The organism is Arthrobacter rhombi (assembly GCF_039526245.1).
Lineage (GTDB): Bacteria > Actinomycetota > Actinomycetes > Actinomycetales > Micrococcaceae > Arthrobacter_H > Arthrobacter_H rhombi.
In genome coordinates this window covers 96,070-117,318 of the sequence record NZ_BAAAIV010000010.1, presented here as the reverse complement: position 1 = coordinate 117,318, position 21,249 = coordinate 96,070, and the positions used below count along the sequence as shown (strand labels likewise).

The following is a 21,249-nucleotide window of genomic DNA, read 5'->3' as shown; positions in this document are numbered from 1 at the left end:
GGGGGGGCGACGGCGGCACGACCGGTTCAGGGGTGCCTACGCCTTGGGCTTGACCCCGACGAAGGAGACGCCGGTGGTTGGCAGCGGCTGGAACCCGTCCAGCTTGTTCTCATCCCAGGCGGTGGGCAGTTGGCGGTGGAAGATCGGGTACAGCGGGGCCTCCTCGGCCACGGTGTTGATGATCTCGCCCCAGGCCGCCTTGGCCTGGGCCTCGTCGTCGGTCTTCGCTGCCTCGTCGAGCTTGGCCTGGACCTTCTTGTTGGCAGCCGTCTTGTCCCAGTGGAAGCGGTTCTTGGGCCAGACGTCGCCACGGTAGAACCAACTCAGCAGCAGGTCCATGTCGTTGCCGAAGACCGACGGATCGCCCGGAGCGACAACGACTGAGTACTTTCCCGCGTCGACGTTTTCCCCGTACAGGGCGCCGGATTGCAGGTTGCGCATGGTGACCTGCACACCTGGGATCTTGTTCCACGACTCGAGGATCAGCGGGGCGACGTCCTTGACCCAGGAAGTGTCGGTGGTGAGCAGCTCGAATTTCAGCGACGTCACCCCGGCCTCCTTGAGCAGTGACTCGGCTTTGGCCTGGTCGTAGGTGTAGACGGTGGAGGCCTTGATGTACTGCGGGTGGGTCTCCTGGACGTAGGAGGTGGCGGCCTTGGCGTTTCCCAGCAGCGCAGTCTTGATGATCGTCTCGGTGTCCATGCCGTAGTGCAGGGCCTGGCGGACTTCCTTCTTGTCGAAGGGGGCCTGGGTGCAGTTGAACATCAGGAACAGCAGGCCGAACGACTGGACCGATTCGACCTTGATCTTGGCCTTGAGCCGGTCGACGTCCAGGTAGGGGACGTCCTCGATGGCGGAGACCCGACCGGATTCGGCGGCGGTCACGCGGGCCGCGGCGTCGGAGAGCAGGTACCAGGTCATGTTCTTCGCGCCGGCCGGGTACTTGCCGCTGTAGTCGTCGAACTTCTTGAAGACGATCTTGTCGTCCTTCGTCGCCGAAACCAGCTGGTACGGGCCCGAGCCGATGGGCTTGGCGTCGAATCCTGCGGGGTCGGCCTTCGCTGCCTTCTCCGGGACGACCTTCACCACGGAGATCCGGCTGGGGAAGAGCGGGAACGCGTACTTCAGGGTGAAGACGACGGTGTCCTTGCCCTGGGCCTTCACGGTCTCGATGAAGGGGACGAACTGCGCGAACAGCGAGGCGTTCTTGGTGTCGAGCACGCGTTCGAAGGAGTAGACGACGTCCTGGACGGTGACGTCGTCGCCGTTGTGGAACGTGGCGCCCGAGCGGAGCTTGACCTCCCAGGTGGTGTCATCGATCTGCTTCGGTTCCTCGGCCGCGAGGGCCAGGTATGGCTTGCGGGTAGCCGGGTGCAGGTCCACCAGGGCTTCGAAGATGTGCATGTTCGCCGCGTACGGGGTGGCTCCCGATGAGGTCATCGGGTCGAACCCGGTGGACAGCGCGTAGGAGATCCCGGCCTCGATGGTGTCAGAACCCGCGGCGCCGGAAGCGGCACCCGAGGAACTGGGGCCACTGCAGGCGGAGATGCCCGCGGTGAAAGCGGCAGCGGCACCGATCAGGCCGGAGACCTTGAGGAAGTTGCGTCGGCTGCCTTCTTTGGCTGCCAGGTCGCTGAGGGACATGATGACCTCTTCTGTACGATGAGAAGTCGGACGTAGGATGTCCGACGTAATGAGGTAGACTGTAAGCCGAATCACAGAGCTGGGTCAAGTGGCCCACGCCACACCCCGGAGGGGCAGCCAGCACCCGCGGGGTCGGTCCATCCGGTTCGAGCACGGCGAAAGGAAATGGCCATGACCGCTCCGACGCGTCACGTCCGGTTGGGGGCCCACGAACGCCTACGCGCGCTGACCTCCGACATCATGGACCTCATCATCGAAAGCGGATTACGCGCGGGCGATGCGCTCCCCACCGAAAACGTCCTGACCGAGGAACTCGGCATCGGGCGCAACACGCTGCGCGAGGCGATCAAGGTATTGCAGGCCCTCGGGGTGGTGGAGATCAGGCACGGGTTCGGCATGTTCGTCGCCTCCAACAACTTGGTCGCCCTGGCCGACAGCCTGACCTTCCGCGGCAGGATGTCGCTGCGGCACCAGGGACACGAGGCCCACGAGCTCGTCGAGGTCCGACAGGCGCTGGAAGCGGGTTTGATCGGCGCGGCCATCGACGCCCTCGACGGGGAACAGCTCGGGGAGCTGGACACCACCGTCGCCACCATGGAGGAGCGCGCCGCCCGCGGCCTGGCGTTCGTGGAGGCCGACCAGGAATTCCACCGGCTGTTGTTCTCCTGCCTGGAGAATGAGCTGCTGACCAATCTTCTGGGCGTGTTCTGGCAGGTCTACCGCACCATCCATGACGCCATCGAGAGCACCGATGACGACAATCAACTGGTCGGCTTGACCGAAACGGCCAAGATCCACCGCGACATCCTCGATGCGGTCCGCAGCAAGGACAAGGGCCTCGCCGCCCTCTTGATGCACCGCCATTTCGACGGGATCCGCGACCAGCTCACGGCCTTCGCCGTCGAGCCCTGAGGACGCGAACCGGCGGAGCCGCGCGGGGCTACCGCCGGAGGCCCAGTGCCCAGGAGTGCGGCGCCGGCTTGCGTGAACCGGGAAGTGCCGTCGACTCACGCCACCGGGTCGCCCACTCGGGCAGCTCGAGGTCCGCGGGGACCTCGACGCCCAGCGTCTTCAGGATCTCCTCGTTGGGGACCGGACCCTGGCGCCCCAGCAAGCGGGTGCAGATCAAGGCACTGACATAGATCTCGCCATCGGCCACGATGCGCTGCTCGAAGTAGATGCTGCGCTCATCCATCCCGGCGATGCGGGTCTCCACGCTGAAACGCTGGTTGAAGACCACCGACTTCCGGAACGTGATCGTCTCCGCCTGGACCACCGGCGTCCAGCGCTTGCGCTTCATCACGTCCCAGGTGCCCGCCCGCACCATGAGGTCGAACCGCCCGAGGTCGAAGATCGAGAAGTACATGCCGTTGTTGATGTGTCCGGCGATGTCGATATCCGTCAGCAAGGCGCGCATCGGCAGCGAGCTGACGCCGAACATGTCCAGGCGGGAACGACGGCGGGCCTTGAGGAGCATGAGCCAGAGGCGGAAGATCATGTGCATATCCGCATGCTACCCGACAGTAACAACACCGTCACTCCTTACTGATTGACTTCCGCCAACCAGTGGGGGCAGAATATCCTTGGGTGCCCACCAGCACCCCTCCCCCCTGCCGGCACGGCACCAGCCGCCGCACCCCGTCCCGTCCGAAGGAACGCACCATGGCCCCGCGCGCCTTCCGGCCGTTCGCCCATCGCGATTACCGCATCCTCATCACCGCCATGGTCGTCAGCGTCTTCTCGCACGGGATGTGGGCCGTGGCCATGGTCTACCAGGTCAAGCGCCTGGGTGGGGGTCCGGTGCAGCTCTCCTTCGTGGCGACGGCCACCAGCATCGGCCTGCTGGGTTTCGTGCTGGTCGGAGGCATCACCGCCGACCGCGTCTCCTGCCGACGCATCATCATCACCGTGGAGGCGGCCAGCCTCGCGGTCATGGCGGCAGTGGCCACCCTCGGGCTGACCGGAGTGATCGAACTATGGCACCTCGTGGTGGCGGGTTTCCTGGTGGGCGCCGGGGCCGCGTTCTTCTTCCCCGCCTATTCTGCATTGCTGCCCCGGATCCTGCCGCCCGAGGACCTGCTGGCCGCCAACGGGATGGAGGGCACACTACGCCCCGTCCTGCAGCAGGCTGCCGGGCCGGCAGCCGCGGGCATGATCGTCGCGGCACTCACCCCCGCGTACGCGATCGCGGGAATGGCGGTCTGCCATCTGGTGGCGCTATCCGTCCTGCGCACGATCAGCCACGCGACCGCCTACGATGCCCACCTGGAGCCAGGCGAGGTCCGCCCCAGCGCGCTGGCCGATCTCCGCGAGGGGGTCTCCTACACGCTGCGGACCCCCTGGCTGCTCTGGACCCTGCTCTTTGCCGTGCTCTCGGTGCTGAGCTTCATCGGGCCGATCGAGGTGCTGTTGCCCTTCGTCGTCGGCGGCCAACTGGGTGGCGACGCCCAGGCGTTCGGCTTCATGCTCGCCGCCTTCGGCATCGGTGCCGCCGCCGGGTCGTTGTTCACCGCCTCACGCCCCCTGCCCCGCAGGTACCTCACCTGGATGGTGGCGGTGTGGGCGCTGGGAACCCTCCCCCTCGCTGCCGTGGGTATCGTGACCGGACTGTGGCAGCTGGCGTTGGCATTGTTCGTCGTTGGCGCCACGGGCGGAATGGGCCAGGTCATCTGGGGCACGCTGCTGCAGCGGCGTGTCCCGCGGCGGATGCTGGGTCGGATCTCGAGCCTGGACTTCTTCGTCTCCCTGGCCCTCATGCCGGTGTCCATGGCCCTGGCCGGCCCGATCGGTGAAGTCGTCCCCCTCTGGCTGGTCTTCGTGGTCGCGGGGGTGGTGTCCCCGGTGATCGGGGTCATCGTCTGGCTGGCAGGGCGCATGGCCCAGGACGAGATCGCGCACCCCTTGGATGCGAGGACTTCGGCACCCCTCGGCTCGACGGCCTGACGGCCACCATCCGAAGCGGCCTGGCGCACCCTAGACGGCGCGCTGGCCGTGTCCGTTAATCGCGTCTGCCGCACGGATCAAGGTCAGGTGCGAGAAGGCCTGCGGGAAGTTTCCTGCCATCCGCCCGTCGACGGTGTCGTATTCCTCGGCGAGCAGCCCCAGCCCGTTGGAATACCCGACCAGCTGGTCCATCAGCTTCCGGGCATCGTCGATGCGGCCGGAGCGGGCATACTGCTCCACCAGCCAGAACGAGCACGCCAGGAACGGGTGCTCGGCACCGGACAACCCATCCTTGCCCGAGGTCGTGCGGTACCGCAGCAGCAGGCCCGCATCATCCATCAGATCCCGTTCCAGGCGCGCCACGGTGCCCAGCATCTTCGGATCGTCGTAGTCGATGAAGCCCACCTGGGCGATCACCAGCAAGGAGGCATCAACCTCGGTGTCGCCGTACGTCTGGGTGAACGTCCCTTCCGTCTCGTCGTAGCCGTGCTCCATGATCTCCTCGCGCAGGCGGTCGCGAAGCTTCTCCCATCGGGCAGCGTCCCCGTCGAGCTGGTGTTCGCGCACCGCGCGGACGCCCCGGTCGAAGGCAGCCCACATCATCACCCGTGAATGCGTGAAGTACTTCAGGTCCCCGCGCATCTCCCAGATGCCGTGGTCCTTGTCGTCGATGTGCTCCTCGACGTAGCCCAGCAGCGTCTTCTGCAGCGGCCAGGAGAAGTGGTCCTCGACGCCGCCTATGTTGCGCAGCTTCTCCAGGGCCACCAGCACCTCGCCGACGACATCGCCTTGGTATTGGTCCACGGCCCCGTTGCCGGCACGGACGGGCAGTGAACCCTCATATCCGGGCAGGTGGTCCAGGGTGCGTTCGGGCAGGCGCCGCTCCCCGCCCACCCCATACATGATCTGCAGGTCATCGGGATCCCCGGCCACGGCGCGCAACAGCCAGTCGCGCCAGTTCAGGGCCTCCTTCTCATACCCGTGCGTCATCATCGCCTCGAGTGTCAGGGCCGCGTCCCGCAGCCAGCAGAACCGGTAGTCCCAGTTCCGTTCCCCGCCGAAGTCCTCCGGCAGGGAGGTGGTGGGCGCCGCGACGATCCCGCCGGTGGCCTCATGCGTCAGCGCACGCAAGACGAGCAGCGAGCGCTTGACGACGGCGTGATACGACTCCTGCACGGGGATGTCCTTGGCCCAGTTCTTCCAATACGAGACGGTCTCCTGCAGGCTCGCCCCGGCGTCGATGCGCGCGGGAACATGCCGATGCGAGGGGAACCAGCACAGCTCGAAGTCCACTGCCTCGCCCGCTGAGACGAAGAAGTCGCCGACGTGCCGGTGATCGTGCCCCTGGGGCAACCGGTCCCCGTGCAGCACCACCGCGTCCGGGCCGGCCACGGCGACGATCGAGGTGGCACCGCTCTTGCGGTCCTCGTGGCGTCGGACCCAGGGAACGACGGCGCCATCGCCGAAGCGGAAGCTGATCTCCTGGTGCATCCGCACGCTCCCGGCCAGCCCTTCGACGCGGCGGACGATCGACGCGCGCCGATCCCCCACCGGCATGAAATCGGTGACCAGCGCCTGCCCTTCGGACGTCTTCCACAGCGTACGCAGCACGAATGTCGAGTCCACATAGGTCCGCTGCACGACGACGGGTCGGCCTTCCGCCTCCACGTCGGGTTCCGTCTCCCCTTGCAGGGGATCCTCCTGGCCAGCGGCGCGCGCGGCCCGGCGCCGCTCGGAGCGTCGGGCGGGATGCTGGGGTTCGCAATCGTCCACCGCGCCCTCCGGGGCGAGGAGCCACCGCCCATGTTCCGAACCGCCCAGCAGCGCCGTGAAGGCGGCGTCCGAGTCGAAGCGCGGGAAACAGAGCCAGTCGACACTGCCAGATTCGGACACCAATGCTCCGGTGCGTAGATCGGACAGCAATGCGTAGTCTTCGATCAATGAGGCCATCCACCCAGCCAACCGCAGCGGACCTCGAGGGGCAAGCCGCAGGCCCCTCACCTGTCGCTACCCGCGCCGCCGTCCGCACCGAAAAGCCCGATCAGATTTGTTTTTCTGTGTTTCTGTTGACTTCACCCCACCACCGCATCTAAAGTCAACGAAACGCAGATTTACTGTGATGCGGACCACCGAAGGGACATGGCCATGTTTGCCGAAGAGCGGCACCGCCTGATTGGGGACCTCGTCGCCAGCACGGGCCGGGTCAGCGTCGCCGACCTCGCCGCGCGACTGGACATCACCCGCGAGACAGTGCGCCGCGATCTGGCCCAGCTGGAGCACGATGGCCTGCTGCGCCGCGTCCATGGCGGAGCAGTGGCCGGCGGGACCGCCAGCACTGCCGAGGAAAGCCTCAGCGTGCGGACCTCGCTGAACCACGAACAGAAATCCCGGATCGCCGCCCGCGCCCTCGAGCTGTTGCCCTCCGGCGCCACCTCGGTGGCCCTGGACGCCGGAACGACGACGGAACTGCTCGCCCAGCAGATGGCCTCCACTCTGCCGGAACACGGCACCACCGACCTGCTGGTGCTCACGCACTCCGTCCCCGTGGCCTACCGCATCGCCACCGGCAGCTCCTTCCAACTCGAGCTGATCGGGGGCCGCGTCCGCACCCTGACCAGCGCCGCCATGGGCGCTGCAGCCATTGACCAGTTCCGCGCCCTCCGTCCGGACATTGCCTTCATCGGAACCAACGGCATCCACGCGGAATTCGGCCTGAGCACTCCCGATCCCCTGGAGGCAGCAATGAAATCGGCCATCGTCGCCAGCGCCCGCCGAGTCGTCCTGTTGGCGGACTCCAGCAAGCTCGGCCAGGAAACGCTGGTCCGCTTTGCCGCACTGGACCAGATCGATGCCCTCGTCACCGACAACGCCCCCGATGCCCAGCTGGCAGCCGCCCTGGAGGACGCCGACGTCGAGGTAGTGGTCGCATGATCACCACGTTCACGGCCAACCCCAGCCTCGACCGGACCATCGAGCTCGGTGCCGCCCTGGTCCGCGGCGGCGTCCAACGAGCCCAGTCTGCCGGGGCCCAGGCCGCGGGCAAGGGAGTCAACGTCACCCGTGCGCTCGTCGCGGCCGGCGTACCGACCCTGGCCCTGCTGCCCGGAGATGACACCGACCCGGTCGTCGTCGGTCTTGCCGTCGATGGACTGCCCCACCACGCACTGCCCATCGGCCAGCCATTGCGCAGCAACGTCACCATCACCGAACCGGACGGGACCACCACCAAGGTCAACGAACCCGGTCCGACCCTGGATGCCGCCCAACAAGAGCAGATTTCCCAGGCGCTGCTGGAAGCCGCTGCGAAATCGTCCTGGATCGTCTTGGCCGGCTCCTTGCCCCCCGGCGTCCCCGCCTACTTCTACGCGGAGACGATCGCCCGGCTGCATCTGGGCCTCGGCAGCCGCTGCCCCCTGATCGCCGTCGACACCTCCGACGCCCCCTTGGCCGCGCTCTATGACGCCCCGGCAGGGCTGCCGGATCTGATCAAGCCCAACGCCGAGGAATTGGCCGGGCTGACGGGAACCGCTTCCGAAGCCGAGTTGGAGGCCTCCCCCGAGTTGGCGGCAGCCGCGGCCCGGCGTCTCGTGGACCGCGGCACCACTGCGGTCCTGGCCACGCTCGGTGCCCGCGGCGCCCTCCTCGTCACCGCGGAAGGCGCCTGGCTCGCCACGCACTCCCCCATCCAGGCGCGTAGCACGGTGGGGGCAGGTGACTCGTCGCTGGCCGGATACCTCATCGCCCACGATCGCGGCGCCACACCGCCCGACTGCCTCCGATCCGCTGTCGCCTACGGTGCGGCAGCGGCATCCCTCCCCGGTTCGCTGATCCCCACCCCGGAACAGCCCTCGCCGGAATCCGTCACCGTCACGCCCCTGACCCCGGCACCCACCGGCCACCTGCTGGCCTCCTCGACCCAGACTCCCAAGGAGTAAGCATGTCCGAGCTCATCACCGAAGATCTCGTCCTCCTGGACCGCGATCTCGGCAGCACCAGCGCCGACGTCGTCCGCGCACTCGCCGCCTCCGTCGCAGCCGCCGGACGCGCCACCAACGCCGACGACCTGGCCGCGGACGGCATCGCCCGCGAAACGAAGACCGCCACCGGCGTCCCCGGCGGCATCGGCATCCCGCACTGCCGTTCGGCAGCGGTCACCGAGGCCACCCTGGTGATGGCCCGGCTGGCCCCACCCGTGGATTTCGGCGCCAAGGACGGCCCCGCGGACCTGGTGTTCTTCATCGCCGCCCCCGAGGGTGCCGACCAGGAGCACCTCAAGCTGCTCTCCAAGCTGGCCCGCTCGCTGGTCAAGAAGGACTTCACCGCGGCGCTGCGCTCGGCCACAAGCCCCGCCGAGATCGTGGAGCTGGTCCAGGGCGCCATCTCCCCGGCACCGACCCCACCGGCGGCCTCCACCGAGAGCACGACGGCGCCGGCAGCCGCAGCAGAACCGGCCACCCGCCGTCGTACCCTGGTTGCCGTGACCGCGTGCCCCACCGGCATTGCCCACACCTACATGGCCGCCGACTCGCTGGTAGCCGCCGCGGCCGAAGCAGGGGTTGACCTGCAGGTCGAGACCCAGGGCTCAGCCGGCTCGACCCCGCTGGACCCGGCGGTCATTGCGGCCGCCGACGCGGTGATCTTCGCCGTGGACGTCGACGTGCGCAACAAGGACCGCTTCGCCGGGCTCCCCGTCATCCAGGTGCCGGTGAAGCGCGGCGTCGACGAACCCGGAAAGCTCGTCGCCGATGCCCTGGCCGCGGCGGACAACCCGAACGCGCGTCGCGTCCCGGCCGGCACGGGCAGCGCCGACGCGGACGGCCAAACCGGCGAGGGCCGCGAGCCCATCGGCGCGGCGCTGAAGCGTTCGCTGCTGACCGGCGTGAGCTACATGATCCCGTTCGTCGCCGGCGGCGGCCTGCTCATTGCATTGGGCTTCCTCATCGGCGGGTATGACATCACCGGGGTCGCCGACAAGGTCAGCGTCCAGAACAACCTGTTCAATCTGCCCGACGGCGGCCTGAACATCTACCTCGGAGCCGTGGCGTACAAGGTCGGCAGCTTGTCCATGAGCTTCCTGGTCCCCGTCCTCGCCGGCTACATCGCCTACGCGCTGGCCGACCGGCCCGGGCTCGCACCGGGCTTCACCGCCGGTGCCGTCGCCGGGTTCATGGGTGCCGGCTTCCTCGGCGGCATCGTCGGCGGCCTGCTCGCCGGCGTCATCGCCCGCTGGATCGGCCACTGGCGCGTACCCAAGCTGCTGCGGGGCCTGATGCCCGTGGTGATCATCCCGCTGATCGGCTCCATCCTGGCCTCGGGTGCCATGTTCCTCTTCCTCGGCGGGCCCATCGCCGCCCTGAGCACGGCGCTGAGCAACTGGCTCTCCGGCATGTCCGGAACGGCAGCCACCCTCGTCGGTCTCATCCTCGGGCTCATGATGGCCATCGACCTCGGCGGACCGGTCAACAAGGTGGCATACGCCTTCGCCGTCGCCGGCCTGGGCACCGGATCGATCACCAACCAGGCTCCGTGGGAGATCATGGCAGCGGTCATGGCCGCCGGCATGGTGCCCCCGTTGGCCATGGCGCTGGCCACCGCCCTGGACAAGAAGCGATTCACCGCTGCCGAGCACGAGAACGGCAAGGCCGCCTGGCTACTCGGTGCAGCCTTCATCTCCGAGGGTGCCATCCCGTTTGCCGCCGCCGACCCGCTGCGCGTCATCCCCGCCAGCATGCTGGGCGCCGGCGTCACCGGTGCCATGGTCATGGGCTTCCACGTCACCAGCCAGGCCCCGCATGGCGGTTTGTTCGTCGCCTTCGCCATCGGCAACCTGCTGATGTTCCTGGTCTCCATCGTGGTCGGCATGGTCATCTCGGCCCTGGCCGTGTTGGCGCTGAAGCGCTACGCCCGCAAGGCCCCCGCCGCCGATTCCGCGGCCGACACGGAGAAGGTGGCGGCATGAGCACGACGTTCACGGGAGTCGGCGTCAGCGCCGGCCGTGTCATCGGCCCTGTCCGCCGGATGCCGGACCCGATTGCCGCACCCTCAGATGGAGCCCTTTTGCCCGAAGGCATCACGGCCGAGCAGGAAAGCGCCCGCCTGGCCGAGGCAACACGCGCCGTCGCCGCGGGGTTGAAGGAGCGCGCCGCGACCGCAACGGGCGATGCAGCGGACGTGCTGAAGGCCACGGCCCTGATGGCCTCGGACAAGTCCCTATTGAAGTCGGCGACGAAGCTCGTGGCCTCCGGGACCCGCGCAGAGTCGGCGATCTGGGAGGCGGCGGATGCCGTCGCCACCCAACTGGCGGCCTTGGGCGGCTACATGGCCGAACGCGCCACGGACGTTCTGGATGTCCGGGCCCGGATCGTCGCCGAGTTGCGCGGCGTGCCGGCACCGGGAATACCCGACGCCGAGGAGCCGTTTGTGCTCTGGGCCGCCGACCTGGCCCCGGCCGACACCGCCACACTGGACCCCACCCGAGTCCTGGCACTGGTGACCAGCGGCGGGGGTCCGCAGTCGCACACGGCGATCGTCGCCCGGTCACTGGGGCTTCCGGCCATCGTGGCGGCCGCCGACACCGTGGTGCTGGTCGACGGCGACGTCGTCTTCGTCGACGGGATCGACGGAACGGTCGTCCGCAATCCAGGCGCCACGGAGGCGGCACTCGCCGAGGCCTATGCCTCCCGCGTGGCCCTGCCCGCGTTCGACGGCACCGGACAGCTCTCCGACGGGCACCGCGTTCCCCTGCTGGCCAACGTGGGCAGTGGGTCCGATGCGAAGGATGCTGCGGCCGCGGGCGCCGAGGGCGTGGGCCTGCTGCGCACGGAATTCTGCTTCCTCGGCCGGGACTCCGAGCCCACCCACGCGGAGCAGGTCAAGGCCTACCGTGCGGTCTTCGACGCATTCGCCGGTTCCAAGGTCGTGGTGCGGACCCTCGATGCAGGTGCCGACAAGCCCTTGCCGTTCCTGACCGACGACTCCGAGCCCAATCCCGCCCTCGGCGTGCGCGGCTACCGCACCGACGCGGCGGTCCCGGGGGTTCTGGACCGCCAGCTGGCCGCCATCGCGGAGGCCGCAAGCGGAAGCGAGGCCGAGGTCTGGACCATGGCGCCGATGATCTCCACGCCGGCCGAGGCAGCCGCCTTTGCCGGCCTCTGTGCCGGTGCCGGCCTGACGACGCCCGGAGTGATGGTGGAGGTCCCCTCCGCCGCCGTCATGGCACGACAGGTTGTCTCCGAGGTGTCTTTCGCGTCCATCGGCACCAATGACCTGACCCAGTACACGATGGCGGCGGATCGCCAGGTCGGTCCACTCGCCGAATTCAATGACCCCTGGCAGCCTGCCGTCCTGCACCTCGTGCGGTCAACGTGCGAGGGCGGGGCGTCGGCCGCCGGCGGCCCCAAGCCCGTGGGTGTTTGCGGCGAGGCCGCGGCAGACCCAGCGTTGGCCGTCGTCCTGGTCGGTCTGGGCGTGGCAACGCTCTCGATGAACAGGCGGGCCCTCCCCGCCGTCGCGGCCATCCTGAAAACCGTCGACCGTGCCGAGGCGCAGCGGATCGCCCATCTCGCGCTGGGTGCCGGGTCCGCCGACGAGGCCCGGACTCTTGTCCGCGCCGCCTTGCCCGAGCTAGACGTTTTCGGGTTGTGACCAGGATGAACAACCTTTCAGACAACAGATCGAAACCCCTCGAAGAACCATCTAGCAAGGAGAACACCATGGCAGAACGTACAGCAGTCATCGCCAGCCGGGTCGGCCTGCACGCCCGCCCGGCGGCCATCTTCGCCGAGGCCGCCGGCGATCTCGACCTCGAGGTCACCATCGCTCGTGAAGGCGAGCCGGCAGATGAGGCACTAGACGCTTCGAGCATCCTGTCGCTCATGGGCCTAGGCGCCGAGCACGGCACCACCGTCGTCTTGCGCGCCGAGGGCGCAGGAGCCGACGCAGCGCTCGACCACCTGGTGGGCATCCTGGAGACGGACCACGACGCCGAATAGCTTCGCCGGGCCCTTGCGACAACCTCCTTCGAAACCGGCCGAAGTGCATGTCGCGTTTGAGCTACCCTCACCGGGCATTTTCGCGGGCGGGTCTTACGGGAATCAGACATTCGCGGAGCACCGGAAAGTTCCGTGCAGAGGCTTTCCGAGCGAAGCTGTCCGGGTGGGGACCGGCAATTGAGACATCTGCGAGGTTTGCATGAGAGCGTCAAGTTCTTTGTGTAAGCCGCCAAGCGGCCGTGGCCTCGGTGCGCAAAGGGTAGGTAAGCAAATTTGACTGCGGTAGGGAAACAGCCCGTAAAGGAGTTAGCCTGCCAGAACTATAACTCTAAAAATCGCAATAGCCTTCATGTCCTGGCTTTGAGCTTCGTGCTTTCTTCAACGCTTCCATCAGGACGTTTCTCACTAAGTTCCTCAATAAAGCTGCGCTTCATTACATTCCTGAAAAATGGTGCGCTGACCGCCAAAGCAATAGAAGCCAGGAGCCCGAAGAGAACCGGAGGGCCTCCAACATAGGCGATGAATGCGGCATGGGTGAAGACGAATGCCATGATCACTGCGGCAAAAATGAGACAGAGAGTCATGAAATTGATCCAGTTCGTCGAGACGCTATGGGAATGGTTCCCGGGCTTAGCAATCGAGATCAGTCGCCAGATTGCGAGCAGGGCCGCCTCTAGCCCGAAGATCGCGACGATGATGGCGATCATGTATGGGGTCGCCAAGTATGCGGCCTCAGGATAAGCTCCCGCGAAGCTGTTTGCCACCGCCGGTGTTATCAAGGCTTGGGTGAGTATCGCCCCAACTGCGACTGTGACGACTGCTACACGCAAGACTGGAATCTGCTCGACGTTCATGAGCCAATCCTCGTCATATTTGTATCAATAGTCAACGTTCGGACTCAACTCGTCAAAGGGGCGCACACATGGCTGCGAGAGAGGCGTCTTTTTTTGCTGGTGCACCAAGGTTCGAGTTACTGCGTCCCATGGCGTTGCACGGGCGGCAGAGGTGGGAGTATGCGGGTGACGGCGCTTTGGATGACGTTTGGCGGGTATGGCTATGGCAGCAAGCCGAAGGAAAAACTTTGTGGCAAAGGGTATTGCAAGTCCCCAAGTCCATTGCTTAGATGAACACTGTCAACAGGAACGTTGACAGGGCAGGGGGACTCTGCCACGGACCTGAATAAAGGATTCAAGCGTGACCGCATGGAGGAAAGTAACGACCACGGTGACGGCGTTAGTGATGATCAGCCTCGGGACGGCAGGTGCTTCCGCAGCAGCTGCACCTAATCTCCAAGATACCGATCCGCAGACCGTGGTCGTCAGTGGGCAAGAGTTCGGGCCCGAGGACGGCGTCGAGGTCATCACAGAGTCGTATGACGTGAATCCGGGAGAAGGGCCGGTGGGGTCCATCTACGAGGCTGCTCCAACAGGGATCAGCCCACTTGCCACGTGGGGATCGAGCTACGCCATAAGCAAAGAAACAGCTCAGCTCTATTACAAAGGTCGGGCCAAAGCTGCCGCGAACGTCTACTCGGGCAAGCGCATCATCAAGGTGTGCATTTGGTACAGCCAAGGAAGCGTGAACGTCTCTGGCACCGTCTGCTCGTCAGCGAGCTTCACGGGATCGAGCTGGAAAGTCGGAAGCGAGAAGTCCGTGGGCCAGTGGGACAATTTGAGCGTCAATTGGCCGCAAACCACTTTTCGCATCCAGACGACGCGGATCAACCCTTCCGTCCACTGATTAGTCGGGTATATCGCAAAGGAATAGTGTCGTGCCAGCTTCGCCTCTTGAGTCGAGGCTGGCATGGCTCTTTGGCGCAAACGATGCGGGGCAATAATTGAGGCTGACGGACCGGGTGGTCCGACGCAGCAGGAGGATCCTGCTGGTCGGCACCGAGAACGGCACGATTCGGCCCATGAGACACGGACGCCCAGGCTTCTCGTCCCGGACGTCGGCGCTGGGTCCAGGGAGGTCGGAGTCCATACCGGTGAGGGTTCCCCTTGCGGGCGCACAGGCACAGTGCGGCCGACTTTGGACACTCAGTGCAGCCGAGTTCGGAAACTGACAGTGTCCAGTCATATCAATGTGCTGGGCGAAGGTGTCCCACTTCCAAGGAAGTGGAACACCACCTAGGACACGTCCGCGTTCGGAAACCAACGAACCTCCGCCGGCTGGATCAGTAGTCCTTGCTAGGCCGCGCATTCCCGCGCCCAATTTTCTTCAGTGCTTGTAAACCAACGAACGCGAGTACCGAAAGTGCTGTGGCGACGAGTGGTAGCGGAAAGTTGATGATAAGGCTGTCCAGGAATCCGCGCCAGCTCAGCAGTGGATTGTCTGCCAGGGCGATCGCCAACGCCATCACCAAGGTGATCAAACACCAATCCCTGAAGGTTGACGCATGCTTGGTCACCAACGTGGGCACCAGGCTTCCCGCCGCAGTTGAGACGGCGCCAAGGAGGAACATATAGGCCATAGTCTTCACGGTGTCAGCCCATGAGAATCCGACTCCTGTTGCCGAGAGAGCTACCAGCATGACCGTTCCGATAATGGTGGTGAGTACCGTGAGCCATGAAAACCGGACCAGGGCCGCCGGGACATTTGATGTCACGGGCTCATTGCGCGCCTTGGAAATGAGGCTCACCAGACGCTCTTGGTCGCACTGTAGGACTCCGTGCCACAGTTCAGGTTGAGGCAGAAGAAGCTTTGGAGGTTTTGTCTTCCCATGATGGTCCAGTACGGCGAGGCTCCTCGTGCATAGAACTCGTGTGAGGGGGCCTTCACCCGCCTCGTAGTGATCTGCATCTTGCCGCTGCGCCAGCTGTCAACGGTGGCGGTATAGAAGATGTCCCCGGCAGCCCAGCAGAGCGGGTTACCCACTGAGTGGTTCATCCGTGCGCGGCCATAGGTCTTGTTGATGTAGTTCCCGAAGAATTTCATTCCGGCGGAGCTTGCGACGCCGGTCTTGATGAGAGCTCCCTGGGAGTTGTATTCCTTGCTGACGCCGACGCCCTTTTTGAAGGTCTGGTTTAGTTTGAGCCAGTTGAAATCGACGCCCATGGCTGTTTTGTAGGAAAGAAACTCTTCCTTCGTGTATCCGGGCTTCCAGGTGCGGTTGTTGCCGTTGTATGTTCCGTTGGTATTCGTGGGATGGCAAACGGTGGGAACGTCAACCCGGTTGTTGGGGATGAACGTGGCGTAACGGAACTGTGTGCGGGTCGCAGTTCCGTACGGTGATGCCGCAGCAGTCGTTGCGTTGGTGGCCTGGAAGTCGAGGGAAAGGGATCGTTGGTAGTCGCCTTCGTCGAATTTGACCGCCAGGTTGTGTGTGCCGTCCTGGGTGACTACGCCCGAGTAGACCACTGGTTTCGTCGTGTCTCCTCCGCCCATGCCGACGTTGTTGACCTGGACGCCGTCAATGTCGACCGAGTCGATCCGGCTGCCCGCGGGAGCGACCAGGGAGTATGAGGTTTCGCTGGTCGCTAGCGCCAGTACCGGGCTGAGGTCGCTCTTGTTAACTGCGGGGACCTCGACGGTCGATTCCTCCTCGACAGCGTCGCCAGTTTCCGGAACCGGGGCGCTCTCGTGGGGTGCAGCAATGGGCTCGACAGATTCCAAGTTGATAGCTGGCAGAGCTGAGAGCAGGGTGACTTTCACTGGTTTCTGGTCCGGGGTCATGCCCTGGTAGGCATCTTCCCCGTCGCCAATTTCGTCCAACGCTGTCAGAGGGATCGTCGCGCCCGAGGCAACGTGCCTGACGGAGGGAGCATCGCCGTTCAACGTGAGGGAAATTGTGCTCTGTCCGGGGAGGACGATGCCCGGGGAACAAGTGGGGAGGCCATGGGAGTGGCCAGGGAAGCCAATAGAAAGGAACTTGCTACTGCGGCGGTGACCCCGATTGAGGGCATGTGTAGCCAACTCTCATGTTTGAGTGAAACTGCAAGTGATGAGAGATAGTTGCACCGCCAGGAGGACCTTGTCAACGACTAATTTTTGAGGGCACCGAGTGTCGGCCGGCTTGCCGTGAATCTTGTCTAATCGACGGGTGCTCGGCACGTATTTCCTGGTAAAAGTTCCCCTCGCGGGCAGCCACGAGCGCTGCACGCCACTCTGGACATCCAATGCAGTCGCCTTCGGAAGCTGACAGCCAGAATCCGTGTCGTAAACGGTTCCCCATGCGGAACTCCCTCAAGGCCGACCTACATGCCCGGAGGCGGCCGGCTTCATCAAGGTAGCCGTCGTGCCGGACCTCGGATGGCGGACCGAGCGGCGAAATACGGCGAGCGCTATCGGGAGCGACGCTTCCGGTGGCGCGCCGCAGCCCGCCCGAGCACCGCCTCGTAGACGACGTGCGCCGCGAACATGGTCCACGCTCTCCCGGGTTTGTCCCGGTGGGCCGGCGGCAGGATCCCCAGCAGCGGCAGCCACCCCTCATACCCCACGGCCCACACCCCGACCCCATAGAGGGCACCGGTCCAGGCATTGCGATGCGCCGGGGCTACCAACACCGCGTAGGCGGCACCGGCACCGGCACCGTAGCCGACGTGGGACACCAGCGTCAGGACGTTGGTCTCCCCCCTCGACAGGCTGGGCAGGAGATCCTCGACGATGATGCGCGGGGGTTGGTGGTCCATGATCCCGCGCAGGTCGGCGACCCCCAGCGCCAGGCTCATGGCCGCGGTGCCCGCCATACCCGCACCAGCCCCGGAGATTCCCCGCCTGATGATGCCGCCTGCCCGGTGTTCACCCATGGCCCATGGTAGGCCCGGGACCAGCCGTCCTGGCCAGTGTTTGGGTCAGGACGACCGGTACCGGGCGGAGTCTTCCCTCCGGGCGCCTAGATGATCCCATCGCTGAGGTGGTTCGGTGTGCCGAACCGGTGTGCGGTGATCGAGATGGCCTGTTCGCGCAGGAACGGCAGCAGCTCGACCCGCCCGGCTGCAACGACGGGGTGGTCGTATACGGCCACGTCCGGCTTGCCCCCGGCCGCTGCGTAGGTCGCTGCCGACGAGGAACCGATGTATCGGATCCTTGCCCCGGAGTCGGGACCGGTCTGCGCGGCCAACTGGCCCACGCTGGCGGCCCACGCGCCATCGTCCTCCACGGCAACCTGGACGCCCTCGGCCTGCAGGGCGGCCAGCACGCGGGCGGGCAGCTCCGAGGCGACGCTGACGGTGATCCCGGATCCGTGGCGGTTTCCGGTGCTGGCTCGGCCGCTGATGCCATCGGTGGACGTGGCGGTGTGTGCCCCGAGTCCGGCGGCGACCACGCGCAGCAGTTCGGCCAGCCCGTGGCCCGAGGTGGCTTCTTCGTACCGGACTGTCACCGGGACCGGGCGGTAGCGGAAGACGTTGCGCTCGGACTGCAGGGCCGAGACGTCCTTGGCGACGCCGAACTCCTCGGCCAGCTGGGCGGCGTCCGTGGCGCGGGCGCCCTGCAGCCAGGCGAAGTCGGCCGGGTCGATGGCGTTGCCCGACGCGGTTCCGGCCTCCGCCGCCACGACACCGAGGATGTCGCTGCCCCCGGCGACACCGGAATTGGAGGTCGCCGAGGTGTCCGTTCCCGTCGCGGTGCGAACGGTGGCGTGGGAGACGGCGGCATGCGAGTCGGCGGCGGTCATGGCCTCCGCGCTGACGGGGGCATCAACCCAGGAGCCCATGCCGACCAGGTAGTTCGGCCCGCCGGCCTTGGTCCCCGCGCCGACGGCCGATTTCTTCCACCCGCCGAAGGGCTGCCGGCGCACGATCGCCCCGGTGATGCCGCGGTTGATGTAGAGGTTGCCGGCCTGGACGTTGTCCAGCCAGTAGCCGAGCTCCTCGGGGTCCAGCGAGTGCAGCCCCGAGGTCAGCCCGTAGTCGATGTCGTTGACGATGCCCACGGCTTCCTCCAGCGTTTCGGCGGTCATGACGCCCAGGATCGGGCCGAAGTACTCGGTCAGGTGGTATTCGGAGCCGCGTTGGACGCCCGAGCGCACTCCCGGGCTCCACAGCTGGCCGGAGTCGTCGAGTTGCCGCGGCTGCAGCACCCACTGCTCGCCCGCCCCCAGGGTGGTCAGCCCGCGCAGCAGCTTGCCCTGCGCCGGTTCGATGACCGGGCCCATCTGGGTTGCGGGGTCGACCGGGTAGCCGACCTTCAGGGACCGGACGGCGTCGACGAGCTGGCTGTGGAAGCGCCGCGAGTTGGCGACGGAGCCGACGAGCACCACCAGCGACGCGGCGGAGCACTTCTGCCCGGCATGCCCGAACGCCGAGGCCGCCACGTCGCGGGCGGCCAGGTCCAGGTCGGCCGACGGGGTCACGATGATCGCGTTCTTGCCGGACGTCTCCGCCAGCAGCGGCAGGTCCTGGCGGAAGGAGCGGAACAGTTCGGCGGTCTCGTACCCACCGGTGAGGATCAGCCGGTCCACGCTGGGGTGCGACACCAGCCGGGTGCCCAGGTCGCGTTCGGAGAGCTGCACGTAGGAGAGCAGTTCGCGACCGATGCCAGCGGCGTCGAGCGCCTCCCAGATGGCCTCGACCATCACGGCGCCGGAGCGCGCCGCCTGCTTGGCGGGCTTGATGACGACGCCGGATCCCGCGGCGAGCGCCGAGAGGGTGGATCCGGCGGGGATGGCGACCGGGAAGTTCCACGGCGGGGTGACCACGGTCAGCCGCGAGGGGATGTACGTGGCACCGTCGACGGTGTCGAGCGCGCGGGCGGATTCGGCGTAGAAGTGGGCGAAGTCGATGGCCTCGGAGACCTCCGGGTCCCCCTGGTCCAGCGTCTTGCCGCATTCGGCGGCCATGACCTCGAGCAGCTCGGCCCGGCGTGCGGCCAGTCGTTCACCGGCGTGGTGGAGCACCGCTGCCCGCTCGCCACCGGTCAGCTTCCCCCAGGCCTCGGCGGCGGCGTGGGTGGAGGCCACCACGGCGTCGACCTGTTCGGTGGAGCCCAGCGTGTGCGCCCCGATGGTCTCCAGCCCCAGCTTGCTGTCCGGGACGCGGGCCAGGATGTCGGCACCCCACGCCCGGTTGCCGGGCAGGTCGGGGTCGGTGTCCGGGGTGTTGGAGAACCCGCGGGCCCCGGAGGCGAGTTCCGTGACCTCGGTGGCGGCAGCGTCGACGTCGTACCGGCGCCGGTCCTGGGTGCGGTTCGGGGCCGGGACGGTGTCGCCGAGGTCCTCGAGCGAGGCGAGGAAGCGCTGCTTCTCGCGTTCGAACAGGGCCTCGTTGCCGTCGAGTTCGAAGACCGCCGACATGAAGTTCTCCTGGCTGGCGCCCTCCTCGAGGCGGCGGATCAGGTAGGCGATCGCGACGTCGAACTCCCCGGGGTGGACCACGGGGGTGTAGAGCAGCAGCGATCCGACATCGGCCTTCACGGCGGCGGCCTGGCCGGTGGCCATGCCCAGCAGCATCTCGAAGTCCAGGCCGTCGGTGACGCCGCGGGCCTGGGCCAGCAGGTGGGCCAGGGCGATGTCGAAGAGGTTGTGCCCGGCGACACCGAGGTGGACGTTCGCCGTGTGCTCGGGGCGCAGTGCGTAGTCCAGCACCGACTTGTAGGAGGTGTCCGTGGCCTGCTTGGAATGCCAGGTCGCCGCCGGCCAGCCGTGGATGTCGGCCTCCATGATCTCCATCGGCAGGTTGGCGCCCTTGACCAGGCGGACCTTCACCGGGGCACCACCGGCGGCGACCCGCTCGGCGGCGAACTCCTGCAGCGAGATCATTGCAGACAGGGCGTCGGGCAGGTAGGCCTGCAGCACGATCCCGCCCTCGACGTCGTGGAATTCCGGCATCGCGAGTAGCCGCTTGAACACGGCCATGGTCAGGTCGAGGTCCTTGTACTCCTCCATGTCCAGGTTGATGAACTTGCGCGGGGAGGAGTCACGGGCGATCCGGTACAGCGGGGACAGCTTGTCCACGATGTGGCCCACCGCCGCCTCGAAGTCCCAGTGGTTGTGCGGGGCGACGGTGGAGGAGACCTTGATGGACACATAGTCGACGTCGGGGCGGCGCAGCAGGCGCGCCGTGCCGTCGAGGCGGCGGCCCGCCTCCTTTTCACCCAGGATGGCCTCGCCGAGCAGGTTGATGTTCAGCCGGACATCATCCTGCTGGAGCTTCGCGATGGCCGGGCCGAGCTTGGCGTCGGTGGCGTCCACGATGAGGTGGCCGACCATCTCGCGCAGCACGCGCCGCGCGATCGGGATGACGACTCCGGGCATCACGGGGGCCATGGCACCACCGAGTGCGACGGCGGAGCGCATGTACCAGGGCAGGAAGCCGGGGACCTTCGGGGCCAGCGAGCGCAGGTTGCGTGCCGCGACGGTGAGGTCCTCGGGGCGGATGACCCCATCGACGAAGCCGACGGTGAAGTCCAGGCCGCTGGGGTCCTTCAGGACTCCGGCGAGTTGCTGGGCCGAGGAATCGACGGGCTGTTTCGACCCTTCGATGAGCCAGCGGCGGACCAGGGCGACGGCGTCGTCGGCGAGGTCCTTCGGGGTGGCGATGCTGTCCGGCGCGGCGGACGGGGAAGCGGTGGTCACTTCGGTGGTGCTCCTAGCGGAAATCGACCGGAACCTACCGGCCTGCGCGGCGTGGGGCAGTCCCCCACACGTTCAGTATCCGGCCGTCAGGTATTAAGTAAAAGCAACGATTAGTGAAGAATGGCGTGAAGTAAAGATGATGGTTCGAAGACCGGC

At 66.6% G+C, this 21,249-nt stretch carries 16 protein-coding genes; 8 read left to right on the top strand and 8 right to left on the bottom strand.

Annotated elements, in window-relative coordinates:
- Nucleotides 1-36: 36 nt before the first annotated feature.
- Nucleotides 37-1,644: an ABC transporter substrate-binding protein gene (locus tag ABD088_RS08700; RefSeq protein ID WP_343901521.1), complete on the bottom strand. Its 1,608-nt coding sequence runs from the start codon at nucleotides 1,642-1,644 to the stop codon at nucleotides 37-39.
- Between the two features lie 171 nt (nucleotides 1,645-1,815).
- On the opposite strand from ABD088_RS08700, the gene ABD088_RS08695 reads away from it, so the two are divergent.
- Nucleotides 1,816-2,556: a FadR/GntR family transcriptional regulator gene (locus tag ABD088_RS08695; protein WP_343901519.1), complete on the top strand. Its 741-nt coding sequence runs from the start codon at nucleotides 1,816-1,818 to the stop codon at nucleotides 2,554-2,556.
- A gap of 28 nt (nucleotides 2,557-2,584) precedes the next feature.
- Here the strand turns inward: ABD088_RS08695 and ABD088_RS08690 are convergent, their stop codons facing one another.
- Nucleotides 2,585-3,148 carry an acyl-CoA thioesterase gene (locus ABD088_RS08690; protein WP_343901518.1) on the bottom strand — a complete coding sequence of 188 codons (564 nt, stop codon included), beginning with the start codon at nucleotides 3,146-3,148 and terminating at the stop codon, nucleotides 2,585-2,587.
- A gap of 158 nt (nucleotides 3,149-3,306) precedes the next feature.
- Between ABD088_RS08690 and ABD088_RS08685 the strand changes: the two genes are divergently transcribed.
- Entirely contained in the window at nucleotides 3,307-4,587 is a 1,281-nt protein-coding gene (locus ABD088_RS08685; RefSeq protein WP_343901517.1) for an MFS transporter, read from the top strand.
- A gap of 30 nt (nucleotides 4,588-4,617) precedes the next feature.
- On the opposite strand, the gene ABD088_RS08680 is transcribed toward ABD088_RS08685, so the two are convergent.
- A complete protein-coding gene (locus tag ABD088_RS08680) occupies nucleotides 4,618-6,537 on the bottom strand; it encodes a glycoside hydrolase family 15 protein (protein ID WP_343901515.1) in 1,920 nt (639 codons plus the stop codon).
- Between the two features lie 195 nt (nucleotides 6,538-6,732).
- On the opposite strand from ABD088_RS08680, the gene ABD088_RS08675 reads away from it, so the two are divergent.
- The 5 genes from ABD088_RS08675 (at nucleotide 6,733) to ABD088_RS08655 (ending at nucleotide 12,578) form a co-directional block, all read left to right on the top strand.
- A complete protein-coding gene (locus tag ABD088_RS08675) occupies nucleotides 6,733-7,518 on the top strand; it encodes a DeoR/GlpR family DNA-binding transcription regulator (RefSeq protein ID WP_343901513.1) in 786 nt (261 codons plus the stop codon).
- Nucleotides 7,515-8,522, top strand: coding sequence for a 1-phosphofructokinase family hexose kinase (locus ABD088_RS08670; RefSeq protein WP_343901512.1), 1,008 nt, complete (start codon nucleotides 7,515-7,517; stop codon nucleotides 8,520-8,522). Before ABD088_RS08675 ends, ABD088_RS08670 begins: the two co-directional genes overlap by 4 nt.
- A 2-nt stretch (nucleotides 8,523-8,524) precedes the next feature.
- Entirely contained in the window at nucleotides 8,525-10,546 is a 2,022-nt protein-coding gene (locus tag ABD088_RS08665; RefSeq protein ID WP_343901511.1) for a PTS fructose transporter subunit IIABC, read from the top strand.
- Nucleotides 10,543-12,231: a phosphoenolpyruvate--protein phosphotransferase gene (locus ABD088_RS08660; RefSeq protein ID WP_343901509.1), complete on the top strand. Its 1,689-nt coding sequence runs from the start codon at nucleotides 10,543-10,545 to the stop codon at nucleotides 12,229-12,231. The genes ABD088_RS08665 and ABD088_RS08660 overlap by 4 nt, the downstream gene beginning before the upstream one ends.
- A gap of 68 nt (nucleotides 12,232-12,299) precedes the next feature.
- On the top strand, nucleotides 12,300-12,578 hold the full coding sequence (locus ABD088_RS08655; RefSeq protein ID WP_343901507.1) for an HPr family phosphocarrier protein: 279 nt from the start codon (nucleotides 12,300-12,302) through the stop codon (nucleotides 12,576-12,578).
- Between the two features lie 347 nt (nucleotides 12,579-12,925).
- On the opposite strand, the gene ABD088_RS08650 is transcribed toward ABD088_RS08655, so the two are convergent.
- Nucleotides 12,926-13,432, bottom strand: a complete 507-nt coding sequence (locus ABD088_RS08650) for a DUF2975 domain-containing protein (protein ID WP_343901505.1) — start codon at nucleotides 13,430-13,432, stop codon at nucleotides 12,926-12,928.
- A 340-nt stretch (nucleotides 13,433-13,772) separates the two neighbouring features.
- Between ABD088_RS08650 and ABD088_RS08645 the strand changes: the two genes are divergently transcribed.
- On the top strand, nucleotides 13,773-14,318 hold the full coding sequence (locus ABD088_RS08645; RefSeq protein ID WP_343901504.1) for a hypothetical protein: 546 nt from the start codon (nucleotides 13,773-13,775) through the stop codon (nucleotides 14,316-14,318).
- A gap of 436 nt (nucleotides 14,319-14,754) precedes the next feature.
- Here ABD088_RS08645 and ABD088_RS08640 read toward each other — a convergent pair whose 3' ends face one another.
- The 4 genes from ABD088_RS08640 to ABD088_RS08625 all read right to left on the bottom strand — a co-directional run bounded on the left by ABD088_RS08640 (nucleotide 14,755) and on the right by ABD088_RS08625 (nucleotide 21,093).
- Complete coding sequence (locus ABD088_RS08640) at nucleotides 14,755-15,219, bottom strand: hypothetical protein (protein ID WP_343901503.1); 465 nt, start codon at nucleotides 15,217-15,219, stop codon at nucleotides 14,755-14,757.
- Nucleotides 15,216-16,292, bottom strand: a complete 1,077-nt coding sequence (locus tag ABD088_RS08635) for a hypothetical protein (protein ID WP_343901501.1) — start codon at nucleotides 16,290-16,292, stop codon at nucleotides 15,216-15,218. Before ABD088_RS08635 ends, ABD088_RS08640 begins: the two co-directional genes overlap by 4 nt.
- A gap of 569 nt (nucleotides 16,293-16,861) precedes the next feature.
- A complete protein-coding gene (locus ABD088_RS08630) occupies nucleotides 16,862-17,326 on the bottom strand; it encodes a DUF1440 domain-containing protein (protein ID WP_343901499.1) in 465 nt (154 codons plus the stop codon).
- Between the two features lie 86 nt (nucleotides 17,327-17,412).
- On the bottom strand, nucleotides 17,413-21,093 hold the full coding sequence (locus ABD088_RS08625; RefSeq protein ID WP_343901498.1) for a proline dehydrogenase family protein: 3,681 nt from the start codon (nucleotides 21,091-21,093) through the stop codon (nucleotides 17,413-17,415).
- Between the last annotated feature and the right edge of the window lie 156 nt (nucleotides 21,094-21,249).